The following is an 18,692-nucleotide window of genomic DNA, read 5'->3' as shown; positions in this document are numbered from 1 at the left end:
CGGTCCTGCGCTAGCTCGGGCGCAGGACCGGGATGAGCGCGTCGATGACTGCCGGGTCCTCGACGGTGGAGGGCACCACGTACTCGTCGCCGTCGGCGATCTGGCGCATGGTCTTGCGCAGAATCTTCCCCGAACGGGTTTTGGGCAATGCCTCCACCACCACGGCGGTCTTGAAATCCGCCACCGGGCCAATTTCGCGCCGCACCAGCGCCACCAACTCTTTTTGCAGCTGCTCCGGTGTCAGGTCCACGCCCGATTTCAAGACCACATAGCCCACAGCCTTTTGTCCCTTGAGCGGGTCGACCACACCAATGACGGCGCATTCGGCCACGGCCGGATGGGTGCCGATGACCTGCTCGATGGAGCCAGTGGACAGCCGGTGGCCGGCCACGTTGATGACGTCGTCGGTGCGGCCCATGACAAACACGTAACCGTCCTCATCCTGGTAGCCGGAGTCGCCCGTGACGTAGCAGCCCGCAAAGGCGCTGAGGTAGGAATCGATGAAGCGCTGGTCGTCGTTCCACAGGGTGGTCAGCGTGCCCGGAGGCAGCGGCAGGCCGAGCACGATGTTGCCCTCCTCCCCCGTCGCGACGTCAACACCCATGCCGTCCACGATCCGCAGGTCAAAGCCGGGCATCGGCAGGGTGGGCGAACCCGCTTTCAGAGGCAGGGGCTCCAGTCCGCGCGGATTGCCCACAATGGCCCAGCCGGTCTCGGTCTGCCACCAGTGGTCAACCACCGGCACCCCCAGCACCCTGCCCGCCCAATGGTAGGTGTCGGTGTCCAGCCGCTCACCGGCGGTGAACAGCGTTTGGAGGCTGCCGACGTCGTACTTCTTCAGCAGTTCCGCCTCGGGGTCCATCTTGCGAATGGCCCGCAGCGCGGTGGGCGCCGTGAACAACGCCTTGACCTTGTGCTGCTCAATGACACGCCAAAACGCGCCGGCGTCCGGGGTGCCCACGGGCTTGCCTTCGTACATGAGCGTCGTGGCGCCGGCCAGCAGCGGCCCGTACACGATGTAGGAATGCCCCACCACCCAGCCCACGTCCGAGGCCGTCCACCAAACATCCCCCGGGCCAATGTTGTAGTGGTTAGTCATGGTCCACAGAAGTGCGACGGCGTATCCCCCGTTGTCGCGCACCACCCCCTTGGGCGTGCCGGTGGTTCCCGAGGTGTAGAGGACGTACAGCGGGTCACTTGCCTTCACAGGCACGGGCGCGGCGGGTTCGGCAGCAGCCATGGCCTCATCCCAATCCACGGCGTTCAGGCCGAGGGACGTGGCATCGGCGGCAAATCCGTCGCGGTGCTTGATGATCACGGGCAGCTCGGGAACACCGGCCTTGGCCAGCGCTTCATGGACGGTGGGCAGGTACTCGATGAGCCGGTGGGGTTCCAAGCCGCCCGAGGTGGTGACAACCACAGTTGGCTGGGCGTCCCGGATGCGCACTGCCAGCTCACTGGCGGCAAACCCGCCAAACACCACCGAGTGGATGGCACCGAGGCGGGCCGTGGCCAGCATGGCAATGGCGGCCTCGGGAATCATGGGCAGGTAGATCAGCACCCGATCCCCCTTGCCCACCCCCTGGGCGCGCAACACTCCGGCGAAGCGCGCCGTGAGCTCCGTGAGCTCGGCGTAGGAGTACACCCTCTGCGCACCCTGCATGGCGGAATCGTGAATGAGGGCGGGCTGCCCGCCGCGGCCTGCCTCGACATGCCTGTCAAGGGCGTTGTAGCAGGTGTTTAGTTCGCCATCGGCAAACCAGCGGCCGCGCGGTGACTGTTCCTTGTTGTGGGCCTGTTTCGGCGGCACCACCCAATCCACAGCCTCTGCAGCCTGCAGCCAGAACCCGTCCGGATCACTAATGCTGCGCTGGTACTCGTCGTTGTAGCTAACGGCCTTCAATGCCATGATTGTGCTCCATCCACGTCGATGTGATGTGTGCCATGCTACCGCCCGGGATTGGAGCATGACAAGCCCAATGTATACACGGAGTGGATTTTTTTACAGATTCTTTGCAGAAATTGACCCAATTCAGTAGTTTCTGTATACACTGGTCGGGTAAAGTTATCCGTACAGCACATCCGGCGAACCACTGAACTTCACCGAACGTCACCGCCAATGCAGCTGTTGGACGAGTGTTTCACCACCGCTTGAGGATCAGGCGCTTGAGGACGAGAGGAGGGACCATGAGAGCCAGCGAACGCGCTTATGCCACCTTGCACAGCGACATCATCAACTGGCGCCTCACCCCGGGGACCGTGCTGGGCGAGGTTGAACTCTCCGAGCGCCTGGGTGTCTCCCGCACCCCGATTCGCGAGGCACTGGCCAAACTCACCGGTGAGGGCCTGACCGAACCGCAAAGCGGTCGCGGCATGGTTGTCAGTGAAATCTCCCTTGACCACCTGGATGAACTGTTTGAGCTCCGGTCGGCCCTTGAATGCCGGGCCGCTGAACTGGCCGCCCAGCGCTGCGACCCCGACATTTTCAGGAAACTGCACCAGCAGCTTGCCAACGCCGGCGAGCTGATCACGGCCGAGGACCCCGCCCGCACCGACTATTACCAGCTGGCAGGCGAGCTGGACAGCGCGGTGGATGCCGCCGTCGGCAATCACTACCTAAACCAGGCCCTGAAAAACCTGCGCGTGCACCTGGTCCGCGTCCGGCGTCTCGGCAAGGACAATCCCGCCCGGCTCCGCGACGCTGCCCGGGAACATGCCGCGATCGCCCTGGCCATCGCCAACCGCAACCCGGCCGTGGCCAGCGCGGCCACCACCGTCCACCTGGACAACAGCCTGCGCCACCTGCTGAGCACCACACCATAAAACTTTCCACACACTGTTGAACCACACATTGTTGAACCACCCTGCGAAAGGAACATCATGACAATTGAGCACAACGTCCGCGTGTACAAGAGCGACGAGAACCTAGCCCGCGAGGACCAGCTGGCGCACAAGATCGCCACCGTTGCCGCCGACCCCGTGGCAGTGACCGCCGAGGTCACCGACATGATCATCAACCGCGTCATCGACAACGCCTCCGTCGCCATCGCCTCCCTGAACCGCGGCCCCATCGTTGCGGCCCGCGCCCAGGCACTGACCCATGCCCCCTCCACCGGCGGCTCCGGCGCCTCCGTATTTGGCATCACCGAGAAGGTCTCCCCCGAGTGGGCCGCCTGGGCCAACGGCGTTGCCGTGCGCGAGCTGGACTACCACGACACGTTCCTGGCGGCCGAGTACTCCCACCCGGGCGACAACATCCCGCCGATCCTGGCCGTCGCCCAACACACGGGAGCCTCGGGCGCGGACCTGGTCCGCGGCATCGCCACCGGTTACGAAATCCAGGTGGACCTGGTGAAGGCCATCTGCCTGCACAAGCACAAGATTGACCATGTTGCCCACCTCGGCCCGTCGGCCGCCGCCGGCATCGGCACCTTGTTGAACCTTGAGGTGGAAACCATCTTCCAGGCCGTGGGCCAGGGCCTGCACACCACCACGGCCACCCGCCAGTCACGCAAGGGCGAGATCTCCACCTGGAAGGCACACGCCCCCGCGTTCGCCGGCAAGATGGCCGTTGAAGCCGCGGACCGTGCCATGCGCGGCCAGACCTCACCGGTGCCGATCTACGAAGGCGAAGACGGCGTCATCGCCTGGCTGCTTGACGGCCCGGACGCCGCGTACACCGTGCCGCTGCCGGCCGCAGGCGAAGCCAAGCGCGCCATCATGGACACGTACACGAAGGAGCACTCCGCCGAGTACCAGGCGCAGGCGTGGATCGACCTTGCCCGCAAGCTCCACGGCGAACACCCCGAGGCCGCCGACCCGGCCAACGTCGCCAGCGTGCTGATCAAGACCAGCCACCACACCCACTACGTGATCGGCTCCGGCGCCAACGATCCGCAGAAGTACGATCCCACCGCCTCGCGCGAGACCCTGGACCACTCCATCCCGTACATCTTCACGGTGGCCCTCCAGGATGGCGCATGGCACCACGTTGACTCCTACTCCCCCGAGCGTGCCGGCCGCCTCGACACGGTTGAGCTGTGGCACAAGGTCACCACGGAAGAGGACGCAGAGTGGACGCGCCGCTACCATTCCCTGGACATTGCCGAGAAGGCCTTCGGCGGCTCCGTGGAGATCACGCTCAACGACGGCACCCTCATCACCGACTCCATCGCCGTCGCCGACGCCCACCCGTTGGGCGCCCGGCCGTTTGCCCGCGAGCAGTACATCAACAAGTTCCGCACCCTGGCCGCGGGCTTGGTGGAAGAAGCCGAAATCAACCGCTTCATCGCGGCAGCGGTGAACCTGCCCAACCTGGCCGCCGGCGAACTGAACCAACTCAACATCACTGCAGCTCCCGGCGTCGTGGATCTCGCAGCCGCACCCAAGGGACTCTTCTAACATGCTGTACTCCAAGAAAACCCCCGAACAAAAGCGCGGGGACCTGCGGGCCATGCTGGTTCCGGGCGCAGCCGTCCAGTACCCGGGTGCGTTCAACCCGCTCTCGGCCCGCCTCATTGAGGAAAAGAAGTTCGACGGCGTCTACATCTCCGGCGCGGTCCTCGCCAACGATTTGGGCCTGCCGGACATTGGCATGACCACGCTGACCGAGGTCGCGGCCCGCGGCGGGCAGATTGCCCGGATGACGGATCTGCCGTGCCTGATCGACGCCGACACCGGATTTGGTGAGCCGATGAACGTGGCACGCACCATCCAGGAACTCGAAAATGCCGGACTGGCCGGCTGCCACATCGAGGACCAGTTCAACCCGAAGCGCTGCGGCCACCTGGACGGCAAGAACATGGTTGACCTGGACACGGCGGTCAAGCGCATAGCCGCCGCCGCCGACGCCCGGCGCGATGAAAACTTCCTGATCATGGCCCGCACCGACATCCGCGCCGTGGAGGGACTGGATGCGGCCATCGACCGTGCCAAGGCGCTCGTGGACGCCGGAGCGGACGCGATCTTCCCCGAAGCCATGAAGAGCGTGGCCGAATTTGAGGCCGTGTGCAAGGCAGTGGACGTGCCGGTGCTGGCGAACATGACGGAATTTGGCAAGAGTGAGCTGTTCACCCGCGATGACCTGGCTGCGGCGGGCGTGGCCATGATCATCTACCCGGTGACGTTGTTACGCAGTGCCATGGGTGCGGCCGAACGGGTGCTGGACGCTATTTCTGCCGACGGCACCCAGGAAGCTGCCGTGCCGGAGATGCTGACGCGCGCGCGCCTTTATGATCTGGTTGACTATGAGGCGTACAACCAATTTGATACGGGCATTTTCAACTTTCAGGTTCCCAGCTTGGACATTGCCACCAACAGCGCCAACCTCTAGGTCAACAAATCACCGGGCCAACACCATGGTCTTGAAGAAGGTTCGAAAAAGGAGTGCACACTGTGAGTGAAGAAGAAGTACGCAAGGGTCTTGCCGGGGTGGTTGCGGACTACACCGCCGTGTCCAAGGTGAACCCCGAGTCGAATTCACTGCTGTACCGCGGTTATCCGGTGCAGGAATTGGCGGCCGGCAAGTCGTTTGAAGAAGTGGCCCTGCTGCTGTGGACCGGCGAACTGCCCACCGAGGAGGAGCTGACGCTCTTTGAGGCTTTTGAGCGGGCCAACCGCGCCATGGATGCGACGGTCAAGGCGGCCATCGACCTGCTGCCGCTTGACTGCCACCCGATGGACGTGGGCCGCACGGTGGTGTCGGTCCTGGGTGCGGGCCACCCCCTTGCCGAGGATTCCTCCCCGGAAGCGGAACTGGACAAGGCCAAGTCGCTCTTTGCGCAGTTCCCAGCCGTGGTCGCCTACGACCAGCGCCGCCGTCGCGGCCTGGGCGTCGTGGAACCACGCGCCGACCTGGACTATTCGGCCAACTTCCTGTGGATGACCTTTGGCGAGGAAGCGGCCCCGGAGGTCGTGGATGCCTTCCGCGTCTCCATGGTGCTGTACGCGGAGCACTCGTTCAACGCCTCAACGTTTACGGCGCGAGTCATCACCTCCACGCTGTCGGACCTCCACTCGGCCGTGACGGGCGCCATCGGCGCCCTGAAGGGCCCGCTCCACGGCGGCGCCAACGAAGCCGTCATGCACACCTTCACAGAGATCGGCATCCGTGCCGACGAGTCCCGCGAGGAAGCCGCCGCGCGTGCCAAGGCCTGGATGGAAGAAGCCCTGGCCGCCAAAAAGAAGGTCATGGGCTTCGGCCACCGTGTTTACAAGCACGGCGATTCGCGGGTGCCGACCATGAAGGCTGCCCTGCAGCGGATGGTCGCCCATTACGAGCGTCCGGAAATGATGGGCTTGTACGACGGCCTGGAGCAGGCCATGGATGAGGCCAAGGCGATCAAGCCCAACCTTGACTACCCGGCCGGCCCCACGTACCACCTGATGGGTTTTGACACGGACATGTTCACGCCCATCTTCATCGCTGCCCGCATCACCGGGTGGACGGCGCACATCATGGAGCAGCGTGCCGCCAACGCGTTGATCCGCCCGTTGAGTGCCTACAACGGTGTGGATGAGCGCCACGTGGGCTAGTTCCTGCAGTTGGAGAACGACGGCGGGAGGTCACCTTTGTGGGAAAGGTGGCCTCCCGCCCGTTTGGGGCTGTTTCCCTAAACACTCCCGCGTTTCCTTGACGGGGCGGTACTGTGAGGGTGACGACAGACAGACACCGCCGTTCACAAGGAGCATCGTGGAAAAATCATCCCTGACAGCGCTGGCCCGGGAGCTCATGGTTTCCGCCAAGACCAAAAACAGCGGCCGCAGTGCGAGGACCGTTTATGGCGGGCACGAACGGATCCTGCGCCAGACGGTGGTTGCGTTGACAGCCGGATCGTCCCTGGACGAACACGACAACCCGGGCGAGGCCACGGTCCAGGTGCTCAGCGGCCGCATCGTGCTCAAGACCGACGGCGTTGAGTGGGAGGGCTCCCCTGGCGACCATTTGGTGGTGCCGCTGGCGCGCCACAGTGTCGACGCCCTGGAAGATTCCGCGTTTCTGCTGACCGTGGCGAAGCCCTAGCTTCCCAAATTCTCCGCAGCCGCACTGGCGGGCTTGCGCAGATGTTCCGTGCTGGTGCTTGAAGCCACGGTCTCGTTGTCGTCATTGAGGACGACGCGCCAATGGCCGCGCCACCCCGAGAGGAACTCCGGGAGCCAGTGAATGGCGTCGGCCCACATCAGTGCGTGTGGAAGCTGCACCACAGGATGCCATTGCGGGGCAATCTCGCTGCTTTCAGTGGCGGTGCCGGTAAACCGCTCGCACAGGAACACGGTGGTGAACATGTCCCATGCGGGCTTGGCCGGGAAAACAAACTCAACGGCCCCCGCGGGAATCAGGTCCATGGCTTCAACCGTGATGCTGGTTTCCTCAGCGACTTCGCGGCAGATGGCCTGAACCACGCTTTCCCCCGGCTCCACGTGGCCGCCGATGCCAACGACCTTGCCAGTGCCCACGCCGGTCTTTTTCAAACCCAGCAGCACCTGCTCCTCGTCGTTGACGGTGCGGAGCAGGAAACACAGGGTTACGGGCGCGGCAGTCATTGATTCAGCATACGTCGCGCCCCCGGAAATCTGTGTGGCAGTCGTTGGACCAAAAACACCGAAAATCGGCTGCACCGGTCCAACAACTGGATCATGGACCCGGGTAGGCGTAACAGGGCCGGGCGGGGGCCGCCGAGCGGGCGTGGAGCGTGAGTGACTAGCCCAAGGCGCGGGGGTGGGCTGCCGCGTACACTTCACGCAGTGTTTCGGCCGTGACCAGCGTGTACACCTGCGTCGTGGTGACCGAGGCGTGGCCCAGCAGCTCCTGGACGACACGGACGTCGGCGCCGCCCTCAAGCAGGTGCGTGGCGAAGGAATGCCGCAGCGTGTGCGGGGACACCTCGGCCTCCACCTTGGCATGTCCGGCAACTGTCTTGAGGATCGTCCACACGCTTTGGCGGCTGATCCGCCCGCCCCGCGCGTTCAAGAACAAGGCAGGTGTCCCGCCGCCCTTGGCAACCAGCGCCGGCCGGCCGCGGACCAAATAAGCGTCCAGGGCGCGCAGGGCATAGGAGCCGATGGGCACGATGCGCTCCTTGGACCCCTTGCCGAAGAGCCGCACGAGCGAGGGCCCGTCCTCCAGCGCGTCGGGCAAAACCAGGTCGTCCACGTCCAGGCCAACAGCTTCGCTGATGCGTGCGCCGGTGGAATACAGGAATTCGAGCATGGCAGCATCCCTCAGCCCGGCAGGCGTGTCGGAGCCGGCCGATTCAAGAATGCGTGTCACGTCGTGGACGCTGATGGCCTTGGGCAGCCGCCGTCCGGCCTGGGGCGGGTGGATGTCGGCGGCAGGGTCGGCGTCGCTGATCCCCTCCACGGCCCAAAACTTGTGCAGGCCGCGCACCGCCACAATGGTGCGGGCAACAGACCTGAGCCCAAGGGCCGAACCGCCGTCCGCGCCGTCGGAAAGTCCCTGCGCAAATTCACTCACGTGGTGCCGGGTGATCCGGCCGGGCTCGGTGGCGCCGGCAGCCGTGAGGAACTCTTCATACCGGCGCAGGTCCCGGGTGTAGGCCTGCAGCGTGTTCGGTGCAAGGCCGCGTTCAACGCCGACGTGCAGCAGGTAGTCCTGAATCCCGCGTGCCAACCCGGTCGCCGGGGCGGCGCCAGCCGGTGCGCCCGCGGCTCCGGCAGCGCCCGAACCAGTCTTGGTCACCGCTGGCGCTGGGACGGGTGTTCGGGCCAGGGCGTGTTGCCCGGGCGCAGTGTGGTGAACCCTGTTCGGGCAGCCTGCGCCGCGGCAAGGATGCCGACGACGGCGGACGGGTTGTGTATGCGCCCGCCAAGAACCGCCGCTGCAGCCTCCTCGAGGTCGACCCACGCAAACTGGATCTCGGCTTCTTCCTCGGTCCGCACATGCCGCTGGTCCTCGGGGACCTGGGTGATCTGCCGGGCCAGGTAAATCCTGATGGCCTCGCTGGAGGACCCGGGGGAATTGAAGAAGTCTGTCAGGACATGCCACTGTGCCGCGGCAAGGTCGGCCTCTTCAGCCAGTTCCCGGGCCGCACCGACCACGAAGTCTTCGCCTTCGACGTCCAGGAGACCGGCGGGAATTTCCCACAGATTCATCTGGACGGGGTGCCTGTACTGGCGCAGCAGCAGGACCTGATTTTGTTCGTTCAGCACAACCACGGCCACTGCCCCGGGATGGTCAATGTAGTCCCGGGTCAGTGGTGCGGAGTCGGGCGTCAGTGAAAACGTGTCTGAGACGATGTCCCAGATGCGCCCCTGGTACACCGTGGACTGGGAATGCAGCGTCCGGTAGCTTTCTTCATCGGCAATTGAAGCCGAAGAGCCGACGGCGGCAGGCTGCTCCCCGGCCCCCGATGCACCAAGGTGGTTCACTTAGACCTCCAACAGCCGTGTGGCGCTCTGGCGTTCCAGGGCGGCCGCAACCAAACCGGCAAAGAGCGGGTGCGGCCGGGTGGGACGCGAGCTCAGTTCGGGGTGGGCCTGGGTGGAGACGTAGTACGGGTGGACGCTTGCGGGCAGCTCAACAAATTCCACCAGCTTGCCGTCCGGCGAGGTGCCGGAGAAGACGAGACCTGCCGCAGCAATCTGCTCGCGGTATTTGTTGTTCACCTCGTAGCGGTGGCGGTGGCGCTCGGAAACATCAGTGGCGCCGTATGTTTGCGCAACAACCGATCCTTCGGTGAGCACTGCCGGGTAGAGGCCAAGGCGCATGGTTCCGCCAAGGTCTCCCCTGCCGGCAACAATGTCCTGCTGTTCTTCCATCGTGGCAATGACAGGGTAGGTGGGGTTCTCGTCAAATTCCGACGAGGAGGCACCTTCCAGGCCAACCACGTTGCGTGCATATTCAATGACCATTGACTGCAGGCCAAGACACAGGCCCAGGGTGGGGATCTGGTTTTCGCGGGCGAACTTCAGGGCACCGAGCTTGCCTTCGAGGCCGCGGATGCCGAAGCCGCCGGGGACGCAGATGGCATCAACGTCGCCGAGCGCCTTCACGGCACCGGCCTCCGTTGCGCAGTCATCCGAGGGGACCCAGCGGATCTTGACCCGGGCGCTGTTGGCGAAGCCGCCGGCGCGCAGTGCCTCGGTGACCGAGAGGTAGGCGTCGGGCAGGTCGATGTACTTGCCGACCAGGGCAATTTCAACGTTGTGTGCGGGGTTGTGCACCACCTCGAGCAGCTCGTCCCACTTGGTCCAGTCGACGTCCTTGAAGGACAGGCCCAGGGCCCGCACGATGTAGGAGTCAAGGCCCTGGGAGTGCAGGATCTTGGGGATGTCGTAGATGCTGGACGCATCCGGGCAGCCAATGACAGCTTCCACGTCGACGTCGCAGGCACGGCCAATCTTGGCGTGCATGGCGTCGGGCAGGACACGGTCGGAGCGCAGGATGATCGCGTCGGGCTGGATGCCAAGGGACCGCAGCGCGGCAACGGAGTGCTGCGTGGGCTTGGTCTTGAGTTCTTGGGACGGGCCGATGTAGGGCACAAGGGACACATGGGCGAAGAACACGTTGTTCCGGCCCACATCCTGGCGCACCTGGCGTGCTGATTCCAGGAACGGCTGGGACTCAATGTCGCCCACTGTGCCGCCAATTTCGGTGATGATCACGTCGGGGGCGCTTTCGCCCTCGGCAGGCAGGCGCATGCGCCGCTTGATCTCATCGGTGATGTGCGGGATGACCTGGACGGTGTCGCCCAGGTATTCGCCGCGGCGTTCCTTGGCGATGACGGTTGAATACACCTGTCCTGTTGTGACGTTGGCGGAGCCTTCCAGATTTTCATCGAGGAAGCGCTCGTAATGGCCAATGTCCAGATCCGTTTCGGCGCCGTCGTCAGTGACGAAGACTTCACCGTGCTGGAAGGGATTCATTGTGCCTGGATCCACATTGAGATAGGGATCGAGCTTTTGCATTGTGACCGAGAGGCCGCGTGCACGCAGCAGGTGACCGAGGCTGGAAGCCGTCAGACCCTTACCGAGCGAGGACGCGACACCGCCGGTGACGAAGATGTGTTTGGTCGTCTTGGACTGACCACTGAACCGGGAATTTGATCGTTGCACCACGGAATTCGAGCCTATCATCTAATGAGTCAATAAAAGTTTGCAAACGGTACCCAATTTTTCCCGGGCAGCCGGAAATCTAGGGGGCGGGCCGTGCCGCGTGGGCCAACAATTCCTTGGCATGTGCCTGCGCTGTCACTGAATCCTCCTGCCCAGCCAGCATTCGGGCCAGTTCCACAACCCGCTCCTCGTGAGTCAAAAGCCGCACATTGCTGGTGGTGATTCCTGTTGAGTTCTTGCTCACAGAACTCTTGGTGACCAGGATGTGCTGGTCGGCGAAGGCGGCCACCTGGGGCAGGTGCGTCACCACAAGAACCTGCACGTGCTCGGCGAGCATGGCGAGCCTGCGGCCAATTTCGACGGCGGCCTTGCCTCCCACACCGGAGTCCACCTCATCGAAGACAAAGGTGGGGACGGGGTCGACGGCGGCCAGCACCACTTCCAGCGCCAGCATCACCCGTGAGAGTTCACCACCGGACGCCCCCTTGCCCAACGGCCGGGGCAGGGCACCGGCGTGGGGTGCCAGCAGGAACGCGATGTCGTCCTCGCCGTGAATGCTGCGTTCCGCCGCGGTGATCTCAATGACAAGCCTGGCATCGGGCATGGCCAGCGCCTTCAATTCGCCGCTGACAGCCTTGGCAAGCTTGTCGGCGGCCTTCCTGCGCAGGGTTGTGACCTCGCCTGCCAAGACGCCAAGGTCGGCCACTGCTGCGGCTTCCCCGGCCTCAAGCGTCTCGATCCGCCCCGAGTCGTCGCTGAGCTCCGTCAACCGCAGCCGCGCAGCGTCAGCCCACACGATGACCTCATCGATGCTCGGGGCGTATTTTCGCACCAGCACGGCCAGTTCCCCGCGCCTGTCTTCAACCTCGGCCAGGCGTCCGGGGCCCTCCGAATCCAGGGAGGTGGCGTAGCTGGCCAGGTCTCTGGCAATGTCGGCCATCAGATAACCAACCTCGGACAGCCGCTTGGTTGTTTGGGCCAGCTCCTCATCGGCCTCGGCGACTGTTTCCACCTGCCGCCTGGCGTTTTCCACCAGTGTCGCCGCGTCAATCCCGTCACCATAGTCGGCGGCGCTTAGTGCCTCGTGCGCCCCCAGCGCGGCCTTGCGCAGCTCTTCAACATTGCCAAGCTTCACGGCCGCGGCCTTGAGAAGTTCGTCCTCTGCGGCCAGCGGTTCGACGGCGTCGATCTCCGCCAGTGCCGTCGTCAACGACTCCGCCTCCCGCAAGCGTTCCCGGCTGGCCGAGCGCAGTTCCTGCAGCTCGGACTGGATGGCCCGCCACCGCTCAAAGACGCTCCGGTAGCTGCCCATTTTGGCGGTAAAGCCCTTGTGCGCCTCCGCGGCAAACTTGTCCAGGGCCGCCCGCTGCGCCGACGGGTTCTTCAGCCGGATCTGGTCCGACTGCCCGTGCACGGCAACGAGGGCCTCCCCCAGCTCGTTGAGCACACCGATGGGGGCGCTGCGCCCGCCCACGTGCGCCCGGCTGCGGCCGTCGGCACTGACGGTGCGGGCCAGGATGAGCTGCGCACCGCCGTCGAACTCGTCAATCTCGGCACCGGCCTCCACGGCGCGCACAAGTGCCGGGTGGCCGGCCGGCAGTGTCAGGGTTGCCTCGGCGGAGGCGGACTTGGCGCCGTTGCGCACAGCCCCGGCGTCGGCCCTGTTGCCCAGCAAAAGTCCGACGGCGGTCACCACCATGGTCTTGCCGGCACCGGTCTCGCCGCTCACGACGCTCAGGCCCGGGCCCAGCGGCAGCGTTGATTCGGAGATGACGCCGAGGTCACGGATGCGGATTTCTTCAATCATGTCCGGTCCTCCTCATAAAAATTTGTGGTACCGGAATATGAACTCTCGTGCGGCGGAATGGTCAGGTCCGGCACTTGCGGGATGGGGCCGGTGCGCGGTCCCCCAAGTGCCGACTTGGGGCGGGGCGACTTGATGATGGGCAGCTGGGTGGTTGGAGCCGGCGGCTCTTCAACCGAGGGGCCGCGCCAGCCTTGGACGGGCAGTTCAAACTTCCGCACCAGGCGTTCGGAGAATGTCGACTGCTGGGTGCGTGCCAGCTTGACGGGCTTGCTGGAACGGGTGACCTCGATGCGGGCCCCGGGCAGCAGGTCAACGGTGCGCCGACCGTCGCACCAAATCACGCCATAGGCGTCGTTGCGGCTCAGCACCTCAACCGCCAGCGTGGACGTCGGTGCCACCACGAGAGGCTTGGCAAAGAGCGCGTGGGCGCTGATGGGGACCATCAAAAGGGCCTCGACGCCGGGCCACACCACGGGGCCGCCGGCGGAAAAGGCGTAGGCCGTCGACCCTGTGGGGGTTGCCATCACAACACCGTCGCAGCCAAAGGAGGTCAGCGGGCGGCCGTCAACTTCGGTGACCACCTCGATCATGCGTTCGCGGTTGCCTTTTTCCAGGGCCACTTCATTGAGTGCCCAGGTGTGTGCCACCATCTTGCCTGCCACCCTGACAACGACGTCGAGGCACATGCGTTCCTCCACCGAGTATTTGCGCTCGACGACGGCCGACACGGTTTGGATGAGTTCTTCGCGTTCACTTTCGGCCAGGAAGCCGACGTGGCCCAGGTTCACGCCAAGCAGCGGCACGTCGTACTCGCGGACGAGCTCGGCCGCACGCAGGATCGTGCCGTCCCCGCCCAGGACCATGACAAGTTCAATGTCGGCCAGTGTGACGTCCCGGTCCAGAATCTCCATGTTGACTCCGGAGACGCCCAGATAGCCGGTCATGTCCGCGAGTTCCTCGGCATACATGACGGGAACAATGTTGCTTGCATGAAGCTCAACGCACGCCTCGAGGGCGGCAAGCATCGACTCTTCACGACCCGTATGGGCCAGAATCAAGACGCGCCGTGTCATGTGTTGTTTCCTCATCACCTTGTGCGGGACCGCCAGCTTGCGGGTCCGCTCCTGTCAGGACTGCGTTCGCGGGCCCCGGCTCCCTGGCCTTCACGACCCGGGGCCGTCAGGACCCGCGAACTGCAGGTCCGGGCCAGAGTTTCGCCAGCAGCTTTTCCACAGCCTGTTCCTGCTTTTCGATGGTGCCCTGTTCCTTGATCTTATGCGCAGGCCCCGACACAACACGCGAGGCAAGGAGAAAATACTCAACATTTCCATCCTGGCCGGGGAGGGAGCTGACACCGATGTCCTCCAGCAGCAGCCCGTTGGCAACCGCAGCCGACGCCACCAGGGCGACTGCCCGGCGTCGTTCATTTTCACTGCTGACGACGCCGGTGCGGGCGAGCCGCTCACGGCCCACCTCAAATTGTGGTTTTACCATGAGCAGCAGTTCCCCGCCCTCCTTGGTGGCCAGGGCGAGCGGGGACATGACCAGCGTCAGGGAGATGAAGGACAGGTCGCAGACCGTGAGATCGGCGGGCCCGCCGATGTCGGCCGGCTGCATGTATCGGATGTTCAGGCCTTCGTAAACTTCCACCCGGCGGTCGCGGCGCAGGGACTCCACCAGTTGGCCGTGTCCCACGTCGACGGCCGCCACCGCCGCCGCGCCTTGGCGCAACAGCACATCGGTGAAGCCGCCGGTGGATGCGCCAGCGTCAAGGCAGCGCTTGCCGGCCACGCTGACCTGCGGGAAGTGCGCGAGGGCGCCGGCAAGTTTGTGGCCGGCCCGGGACACATAGTCCTCTTCGGTGCCGGGCAGGACCTCGACGGCGGTTTCGGCGTTGACGGCGTGGGCTGACTTCACTGACGGAACCCCGCCGACGGTGACACGGCCTGCCTTGATCAGGGTTGCCGCCACGGTGCGGGACCGTGCCAGCCCGCGATTCACCAGTTCCTGGTCAAGTCTGGTCATGAGCCCGCCCCTTTTCCGGGCAGTGGCGGCGGAGAAACGGCCGCTGCGGAGAGCGCCGCGGACGGGTCAGCGTCGAGTTCACGCTCCAGCCCTTCAAGCACCCGGCTGTACAGCGCCTTGTGCCCGCCGGCTGGCAGCTGACCGGCCTGTGATGCGAGATCCACGAGCGCGTCAACGGCAGGATCCCCCGTCGGCCCGGATGTGCCGGAACTGGTGTCGGCGTTGGTGTCGGGATTCATGAGCAGCCTGCTGTCATGGCAGCTCTGTGTGCCAGGTGACGGCGGGGTGGGTTGCCTGGTCCGCGTCGGGGACGGCTGCCCACCAAGCGGCGCAGGCGGCACGCCACGCGTCGGTGTCGTCGCTGCTGCCGGCAATCTGCACAGTGAACGTTCCCGAGTCGCCTGTCACGACTGTCGCGGCAGCGCCACCGCAGCTGACTTTTGCGCCGTCGTGCTTCACTTCGGGGTAGGCCGTGTACAGCTGGGACATGGTGTCCACGATGAACCGGGGCCGTTCCGCCGTGCACGCCCGCAGTGCGGATTCACAGGAGTCAACGCCCGTGAGGACCAGCGCCGTTGCCATCCCGGCGTTGTTGCCGCCGAGAATGTCGGTGTCCAGACGGTCGCCCACCACCAGCGGGGCCTTGGCGCCGAGGCGCTTGGCCGCGGTGTGAAACAGCGGCGCCTCAGGCTTGCCGGCCACCAGCGGGTCATGTCCGACGGCGGCACGCACCGCCGCGACAAGGGTCCCGTTGCCGGGGGCGATGCCGCGGTCGCGGGGAATGGTCATGTCCGTGTTGGTGGCGATCCACAGCGCACCGGCATTGATGGCGTAGGCGGCCTCGGCCAGATCAGCCCAACCCAGTGACGGGTCGAAGCCCTGGATGACAACGTCGGGGGCGTCGGTGGCGCTTTCCACCACTTTCATGTCCAGGGCTTGGACTTCCTGGGCCAGCGCCGGGCTGCCGGTGACAAGCACCTTGCTGCCGGCAGGGAACTTTTGGGCCAGTAGGGCAGCCCCTGCCTGGGCGGAACTGACAACCTGGTCGTCGTCAGCTGGTGCGCCCAGTTCACGCAGGTGCGCCGCGACCTGCGCCGGCGTACGGGACGCATTGTTCGTCACGTACGCCAGCTTGACGTTGGCGCCGGCGAGGCCGGTCAGGGCCTCGATGGCGCCGGGTATGGCATTGGGCCCGGCATAAACCACACCGTCCAGATCAGCCAGGACCGCGTCAAAACCGCTCAGCAGCATGTCAGCTGTCATTGCGGTTGAATCCGTTGGAATCCTCGCCTTCCGGGGCGCTGAACTCCACTGAATTGTCGTGGCCGGAGCTGTCCTGGTCTGACGTGTCCTTGTCCGCGAATTCGTCTGCGTCACCGGCGTCAACGCTGTCGGCATCCGATTCTGAGTCATTCGACTCAAAGTAGGAAGACTCGGCATCATCCACGTTTGTCTCGTCCGCCTGCGCCGCGTCACCATTGGTGAGTTCGGCAGCTGCCTGGGTGTCGACGTCGTTCATCACGGGTGCAACGGGTGCGGCCATGACATCTGAAACACGTACACGCGGGGATTCCAGTGGGATGTCCTCGTCGTCGCCGAGGTCGATGATGATCTGGTCGGTGCCTTCGTCGATGCCCAAGGCCTCTTCGGCAACCAGGGCCTGACGTTCCCAGGTCTTCGCTTCGTCCTTGCGGCCGGCGGCGCGCAGGATCATGCCGTACGCCCGGAACAAGCGCGGGCTGAAGGAGAAGGCGCGGTTCATGTCCAGCTGCGGGATCTCCAGGGCGGACAGTGCTGCATCCAGCTCGCCGAGGTCGCCGCGGGCACCGGATTCAACAATGGCCAGCTCGACTTTGCCGGCGGTATCCAAAGTTTCGGCGTCTTCGGACTTGATCAGGTCAAGCGCGCGGTCCGGGCGGCCCAGTCCGCGTTCGCAGTCGGCCATGAGGGGCAGGTGGGCGTTGGAGCCGCTGATCCGTCGGAAGGTCCGCAGTTCACGCAGCGCCTCGCCATACTTGCCGGCGGCGTAGGCCGTCATGGCCACGGCTTCGCGGACACAGGCCAGGCGGCCGCCGCGACGGCTGGCTGCCAGTGCGTGCTCGAAAGCAACCTCAGGCACGAAGTCGATCAAACGCCCGGCCATGACCAGGTGCTTGGAGACCCACTCGTTGTTCTTGGCATCCAAAATGCGCAGCTGGGCGCGGGTGACCTTGTCCAGCTCCTCGCCCGTTACGTCGGGGTCGATTTCAGGTGAACGCTCCCTGTCGGGGCGGTTGGAGCTGCGCAGGTCGCCCGCGTTGCGCTCCGGTGGTGTGCGCGGGCCCGTGGTGCGCGGGGCGCGGTCGTCACGGTTGCCGTGGCTGGGGCGGTCGTTGCTGCGTGCGGGACGGTCGTCACGGTTGCCAAAGGACGGTCGTGAATCGCGGTCGCCGGCGGGGCGACCACCCTGGCCGCCGCGGTTGTCGCGGTCACCATAGGGACGGTCGTTGTTGCGTGCGGGACGGTCGTCACGGTTGCCGTAGGACGGGCGTGAATCGCGGTCGCCGGTCGGACGTCCGCCCTGGCCGCCGTGGCTGGGGCGGTCGTTGCTGCGGGCCGGACGGTCTCCGTAGGACCGGTCGCCGGTCGGACGTCCGCCCTGGCCGCCGCGGTTGTCGCGGTCACCATAGGGGCGGTCGTTGTTGCGTGCGGGACGGTCGTCACGGTTGCCGTAGGACGGGCGTGAATCGCGGTCGCCGGTCGGACGTCCACCCTGGCCGCCGCGATTGTCGCGGTCACCATAGGGCCGGTCGTTGTTGCGTGCGGGACGGTCGTCGCGGTTGCCATAGCTGGGACGGTCGTTGCCGCGAGCCGGGCGATCTCCGTAGGACCGGTCACCGGTCGGACGTCCACCCTGGCCGCCGCGGTTGTCGCGGTCACCATAAGGGCGGTCATTGCTGCGCGCGGGACGGTCGTCGCGGTTGCCATAGGACGGGCGTGAATCGCGGTCGCCGGTGGGGCGGCCACCCTGGCCGCCGCGATTGTCGCGGTCACCAAACGGCTTGCGGTCTTCGCGGCGTCCATTGACCATGGGGCGGTCAGCGCTGCGGTTGTCACGGTCGCCGTAGGACGGACGATCGTTGTTGCGTGCCGGACGGTCGCCGTAGGAGCGATCTCCCGTCGGGCGTCCACCTTGGCCACCGCGGTTGTCGCGGTCACCGTAGGAGCGTTCTCCACCTGAGCGTGCGGGACGGTCTTCACGGTTGCCATAGCTGGGGCGTGAGTCGCGGTCACCAAATGAGGGACGGCCGCTGTTACCTGCCGTACGGCCGCCCGAGGGGCGCCCGCCTTGGCCACTGCGTTCGCTGTAAGGACGCGCCGGCTGACGGTCGTTTGTAGCGGGACGCTCGGCGTAGGGCCTGCCGTTGCCACCCTTGTTGTCTTGACCGCGAGAATTGTCGTCGCGCTTTCCTTCGTACTGCTCAGCCATGCCGACTCCTAAAACTATGAGCGCACTAACTGGCACAGTAACAGCCGCTCTTCACTTTTGATCTTCTACTGCAAAAACCTTGGACCAATCGTCCAGACTACAGTCTAGTCGAGCTTCAGCGCACCACCCATGAATCTGGCGTATCTGGACAAGATGAGTGGCCAATCACAGTACTTTTCGTATTGCTCGTGGCCAACCTCACCCGGTGTCCAGCCGTCGTGCTTCAGCGTCACGGCCGTGGAAGATTCGCCGACGGCAGTGAAGTCAATGCCAACGATCGTGGGGGTCAGTGGATTGTCTCCCAACTGCCACTTAAGA

Annotated in this window: 16 protein-coding genes and 1 pseudogene; 5 read left to right on the top strand and 12 right to left on the bottom strand. The window is 65.1% G+C overall.

Translation table 11 applies throughout. The annotated features are described in order from the left end of the window. Positions 1-10: 10 nt before the first annotated feature. Positions 11-1,909, bottom strand: a complete 1,899-nt coding sequence (locus tag ACT3TS_RS09635; protein WP_444531292.1) for an AMP-binding protein — start codon at positions 1,907-1,909, stop codon at positions 11-13. A 278-nt stretch (positions 1,910-2,187) separates the two neighbouring features. On the opposite strand from ACT3TS_RS09635, the gene ACT3TS_RS09630 reads away from it, so the two are divergent. The 5 genes from ACT3TS_RS09630 to ACT3TS_RS09610 all read left to right on the top strand — a co-directional run bounded on the left by ACT3TS_RS09630 (position 2,188) and on the right by ACT3TS_RS09610 (position 7,021). Then, positions 2,188-2,823 carry a GntR family transcriptional regulator gene (locus tag ACT3TS_RS09630; protein ID WP_444531291.1) on the top strand — a complete coding sequence of 212 codons (636 nt, stop codon included), beginning with the start codon at positions 2,188-2,190 and terminating at the stop codon, positions 2,821-2,823. A 57-nt stretch (positions 2,824-2,880) separates the two neighbouring features. After that, positions 2,881-4,401 carry an MmgE/PrpD family protein gene (locus ACT3TS_RS09625; RefSeq protein ID WP_444531290.1) on the top strand — a complete coding sequence of 507 codons (1,521 nt, stop codon included), beginning with the start codon at positions 2,881-2,883 and terminating at the stop codon, positions 4,399-4,401. 1 nt (position 4,402) lies between these two features. Then, positions 4,403-5,332 (top strand): methylisocitrate lyase, encoded by a 930-nt coding sequence (gene prpB, locus ACT3TS_RS09620; protein WP_444531289.1) that lies wholly within the window; start codon positions 4,403-4,405, stop codon positions 5,330-5,332. A gap of 62 nt (positions 5,333-5,394) precedes the next feature. Next, positions 5,395-6,534, top strand: a complete 1,140-nt coding sequence (locus tag ACT3TS_RS09615; RefSeq protein WP_444531288.1) for a bifunctional 2-methylcitrate synthase/citrate synthase — start codon at positions 5,395-5,397, stop codon at positions 6,532-6,534. 157 nt (positions 6,535-6,691) lie between these two features. Further along, positions 6,692-7,021: a cupin domain-containing protein gene (locus ACT3TS_RS09610; RefSeq protein ID WP_444531287.1), complete on the top strand. Its 330-nt coding sequence runs from the start codon at positions 6,692-6,694 to the stop codon at positions 7,019-7,021. Here the strand turns inward: ACT3TS_RS09610 and ACT3TS_RS09605 are convergent. From ACT3TS_RS09605 to ACT3TS_RS09555, 11 genes and pseudogenes are all read right to left on the bottom strand, one after another. Continuing rightward, a complete protein-coding gene (locus ACT3TS_RS09605; protein WP_444531286.1) occupies positions 7,018-7,542 on the bottom strand; it encodes an 8-oxo-dGTP diphosphatase in 525 nt (174 codons plus the stop codon). The two genes, ACT3TS_RS09610 and ACT3TS_RS09605, sit on opposite strands and share 4 nt — an antisense overlap. Before the next feature lie 157 nt (positions 7,543-7,699). Beyond that, entirely contained in the window at positions 7,700-8,728 is a 1,029-nt protein-coding gene (xerD, locus tag ACT3TS_RS09600) for a site-specific tyrosine recombinase XerD (RefSeq protein ID WP_444531359.1), read from the bottom strand. Then, entirely contained in the window at positions 8,695-9,324 is a 630-nt protein-coding gene (locus tag ACT3TS_RS09595) for an NUDIX domain-containing protein (protein WP_444531358.1), read from the bottom strand. Before ACT3TS_RS09595 ends, xerD begins: the two co-directional genes overlap by 34 nt. Positions 9,325-9,387: 63 nt before the next feature. Beyond that, positions 9,388-11,094: a CTP synthase gene (locus ACT3TS_RS09590; protein ID WP_444531285.1), complete on the bottom strand. Its 1,707-nt coding sequence runs from the start codon at positions 11,092-11,094 to the stop codon at positions 9,388-9,390. Positions 11,095-11,152: 58 nt separating this feature from the next. Continuing rightward, positions 11,153-12,880 (bottom strand): DNA repair protein RecN, encoded by a 1,728-nt coding sequence (gene recN, locus ACT3TS_RS09585; RefSeq protein WP_444531284.1) that lies wholly within the window; start codon positions 12,878-12,880, stop codon positions 11,153-11,155. Further along, positions 12,877-13,953 carry an NAD kinase gene (locus ACT3TS_RS09580; RefSeq protein ID WP_444531283.1) on the bottom strand — a complete coding sequence of 359 codons (1,077 nt, stop codon included), beginning with the start codon at positions 13,951-13,953 and terminating at the stop codon, positions 12,877-12,879. The genes recN and ACT3TS_RS09580 overlap by 4 nt, the downstream gene beginning before the upstream one ends. A 106-nt stretch (positions 13,954-14,059) precedes the next feature. Further along, positions 14,060-14,905, bottom strand: a complete 846-nt coding sequence (locus ACT3TS_RS09575) for a TlyA family RNA methyltransferase (protein WP_444531282.1) — start codon at positions 14,903-14,905, stop codon at positions 14,060-14,062. Continuing rightward, positions 14,902-15,144: a hypothetical protein gene (locus ACT3TS_RS09570; protein WP_444531281.1), complete on the bottom strand. Its 243-nt coding sequence runs from the start codon at positions 15,142-15,144 to the stop codon at positions 14,902-14,904. Before ACT3TS_RS09570 ends, ACT3TS_RS09575 begins: the two co-directional genes overlap by 4 nt. A 13-nt stretch (positions 15,145-15,157) precedes the next feature. Then, on the bottom strand, positions 15,158-16,168 hold the full coding sequence (locus tag ACT3TS_RS09565) for an HAD-IIA family hydrolase (RefSeq protein ID WP_444531280.1): 1,011 nt from the start codon (positions 16,166-16,168) through the stop codon (positions 15,158-15,160). Next, positions 16,158-18,374: a hypothetical protein gene (locus tag ACT3TS_RS09560; RefSeq protein WP_444531279.1), complete on the bottom strand. Its 2,217-nt coding sequence runs from the start codon at positions 18,372-18,374 to the stop codon at positions 16,158-16,160. Before ACT3TS_RS09560 ends, ACT3TS_RS09565 begins: the two co-directional genes overlap by 11 nt. Before the next feature lie 104 nt (positions 18,375-18,478). Then, positions 18,479-18,692, bottom strand: a pseudogene (locus tag ACT3TS_RS09555) (hypothetical protein); the annotation flags it as partial.

It is taken from the genome of Specibacter sp. AOP5-B1-6 (assembly GCF_052376555.1).
Classification (GTDB): domain Bacteria; phylum Actinomycetota; class Actinomycetes; order Actinomycetales; family Micrococcaceae; genus Specibacter.
Note: the sequence above shows the minus strand (reverse complement) of the source record. Positions and strands in the feature narration are given on the sequence as shown.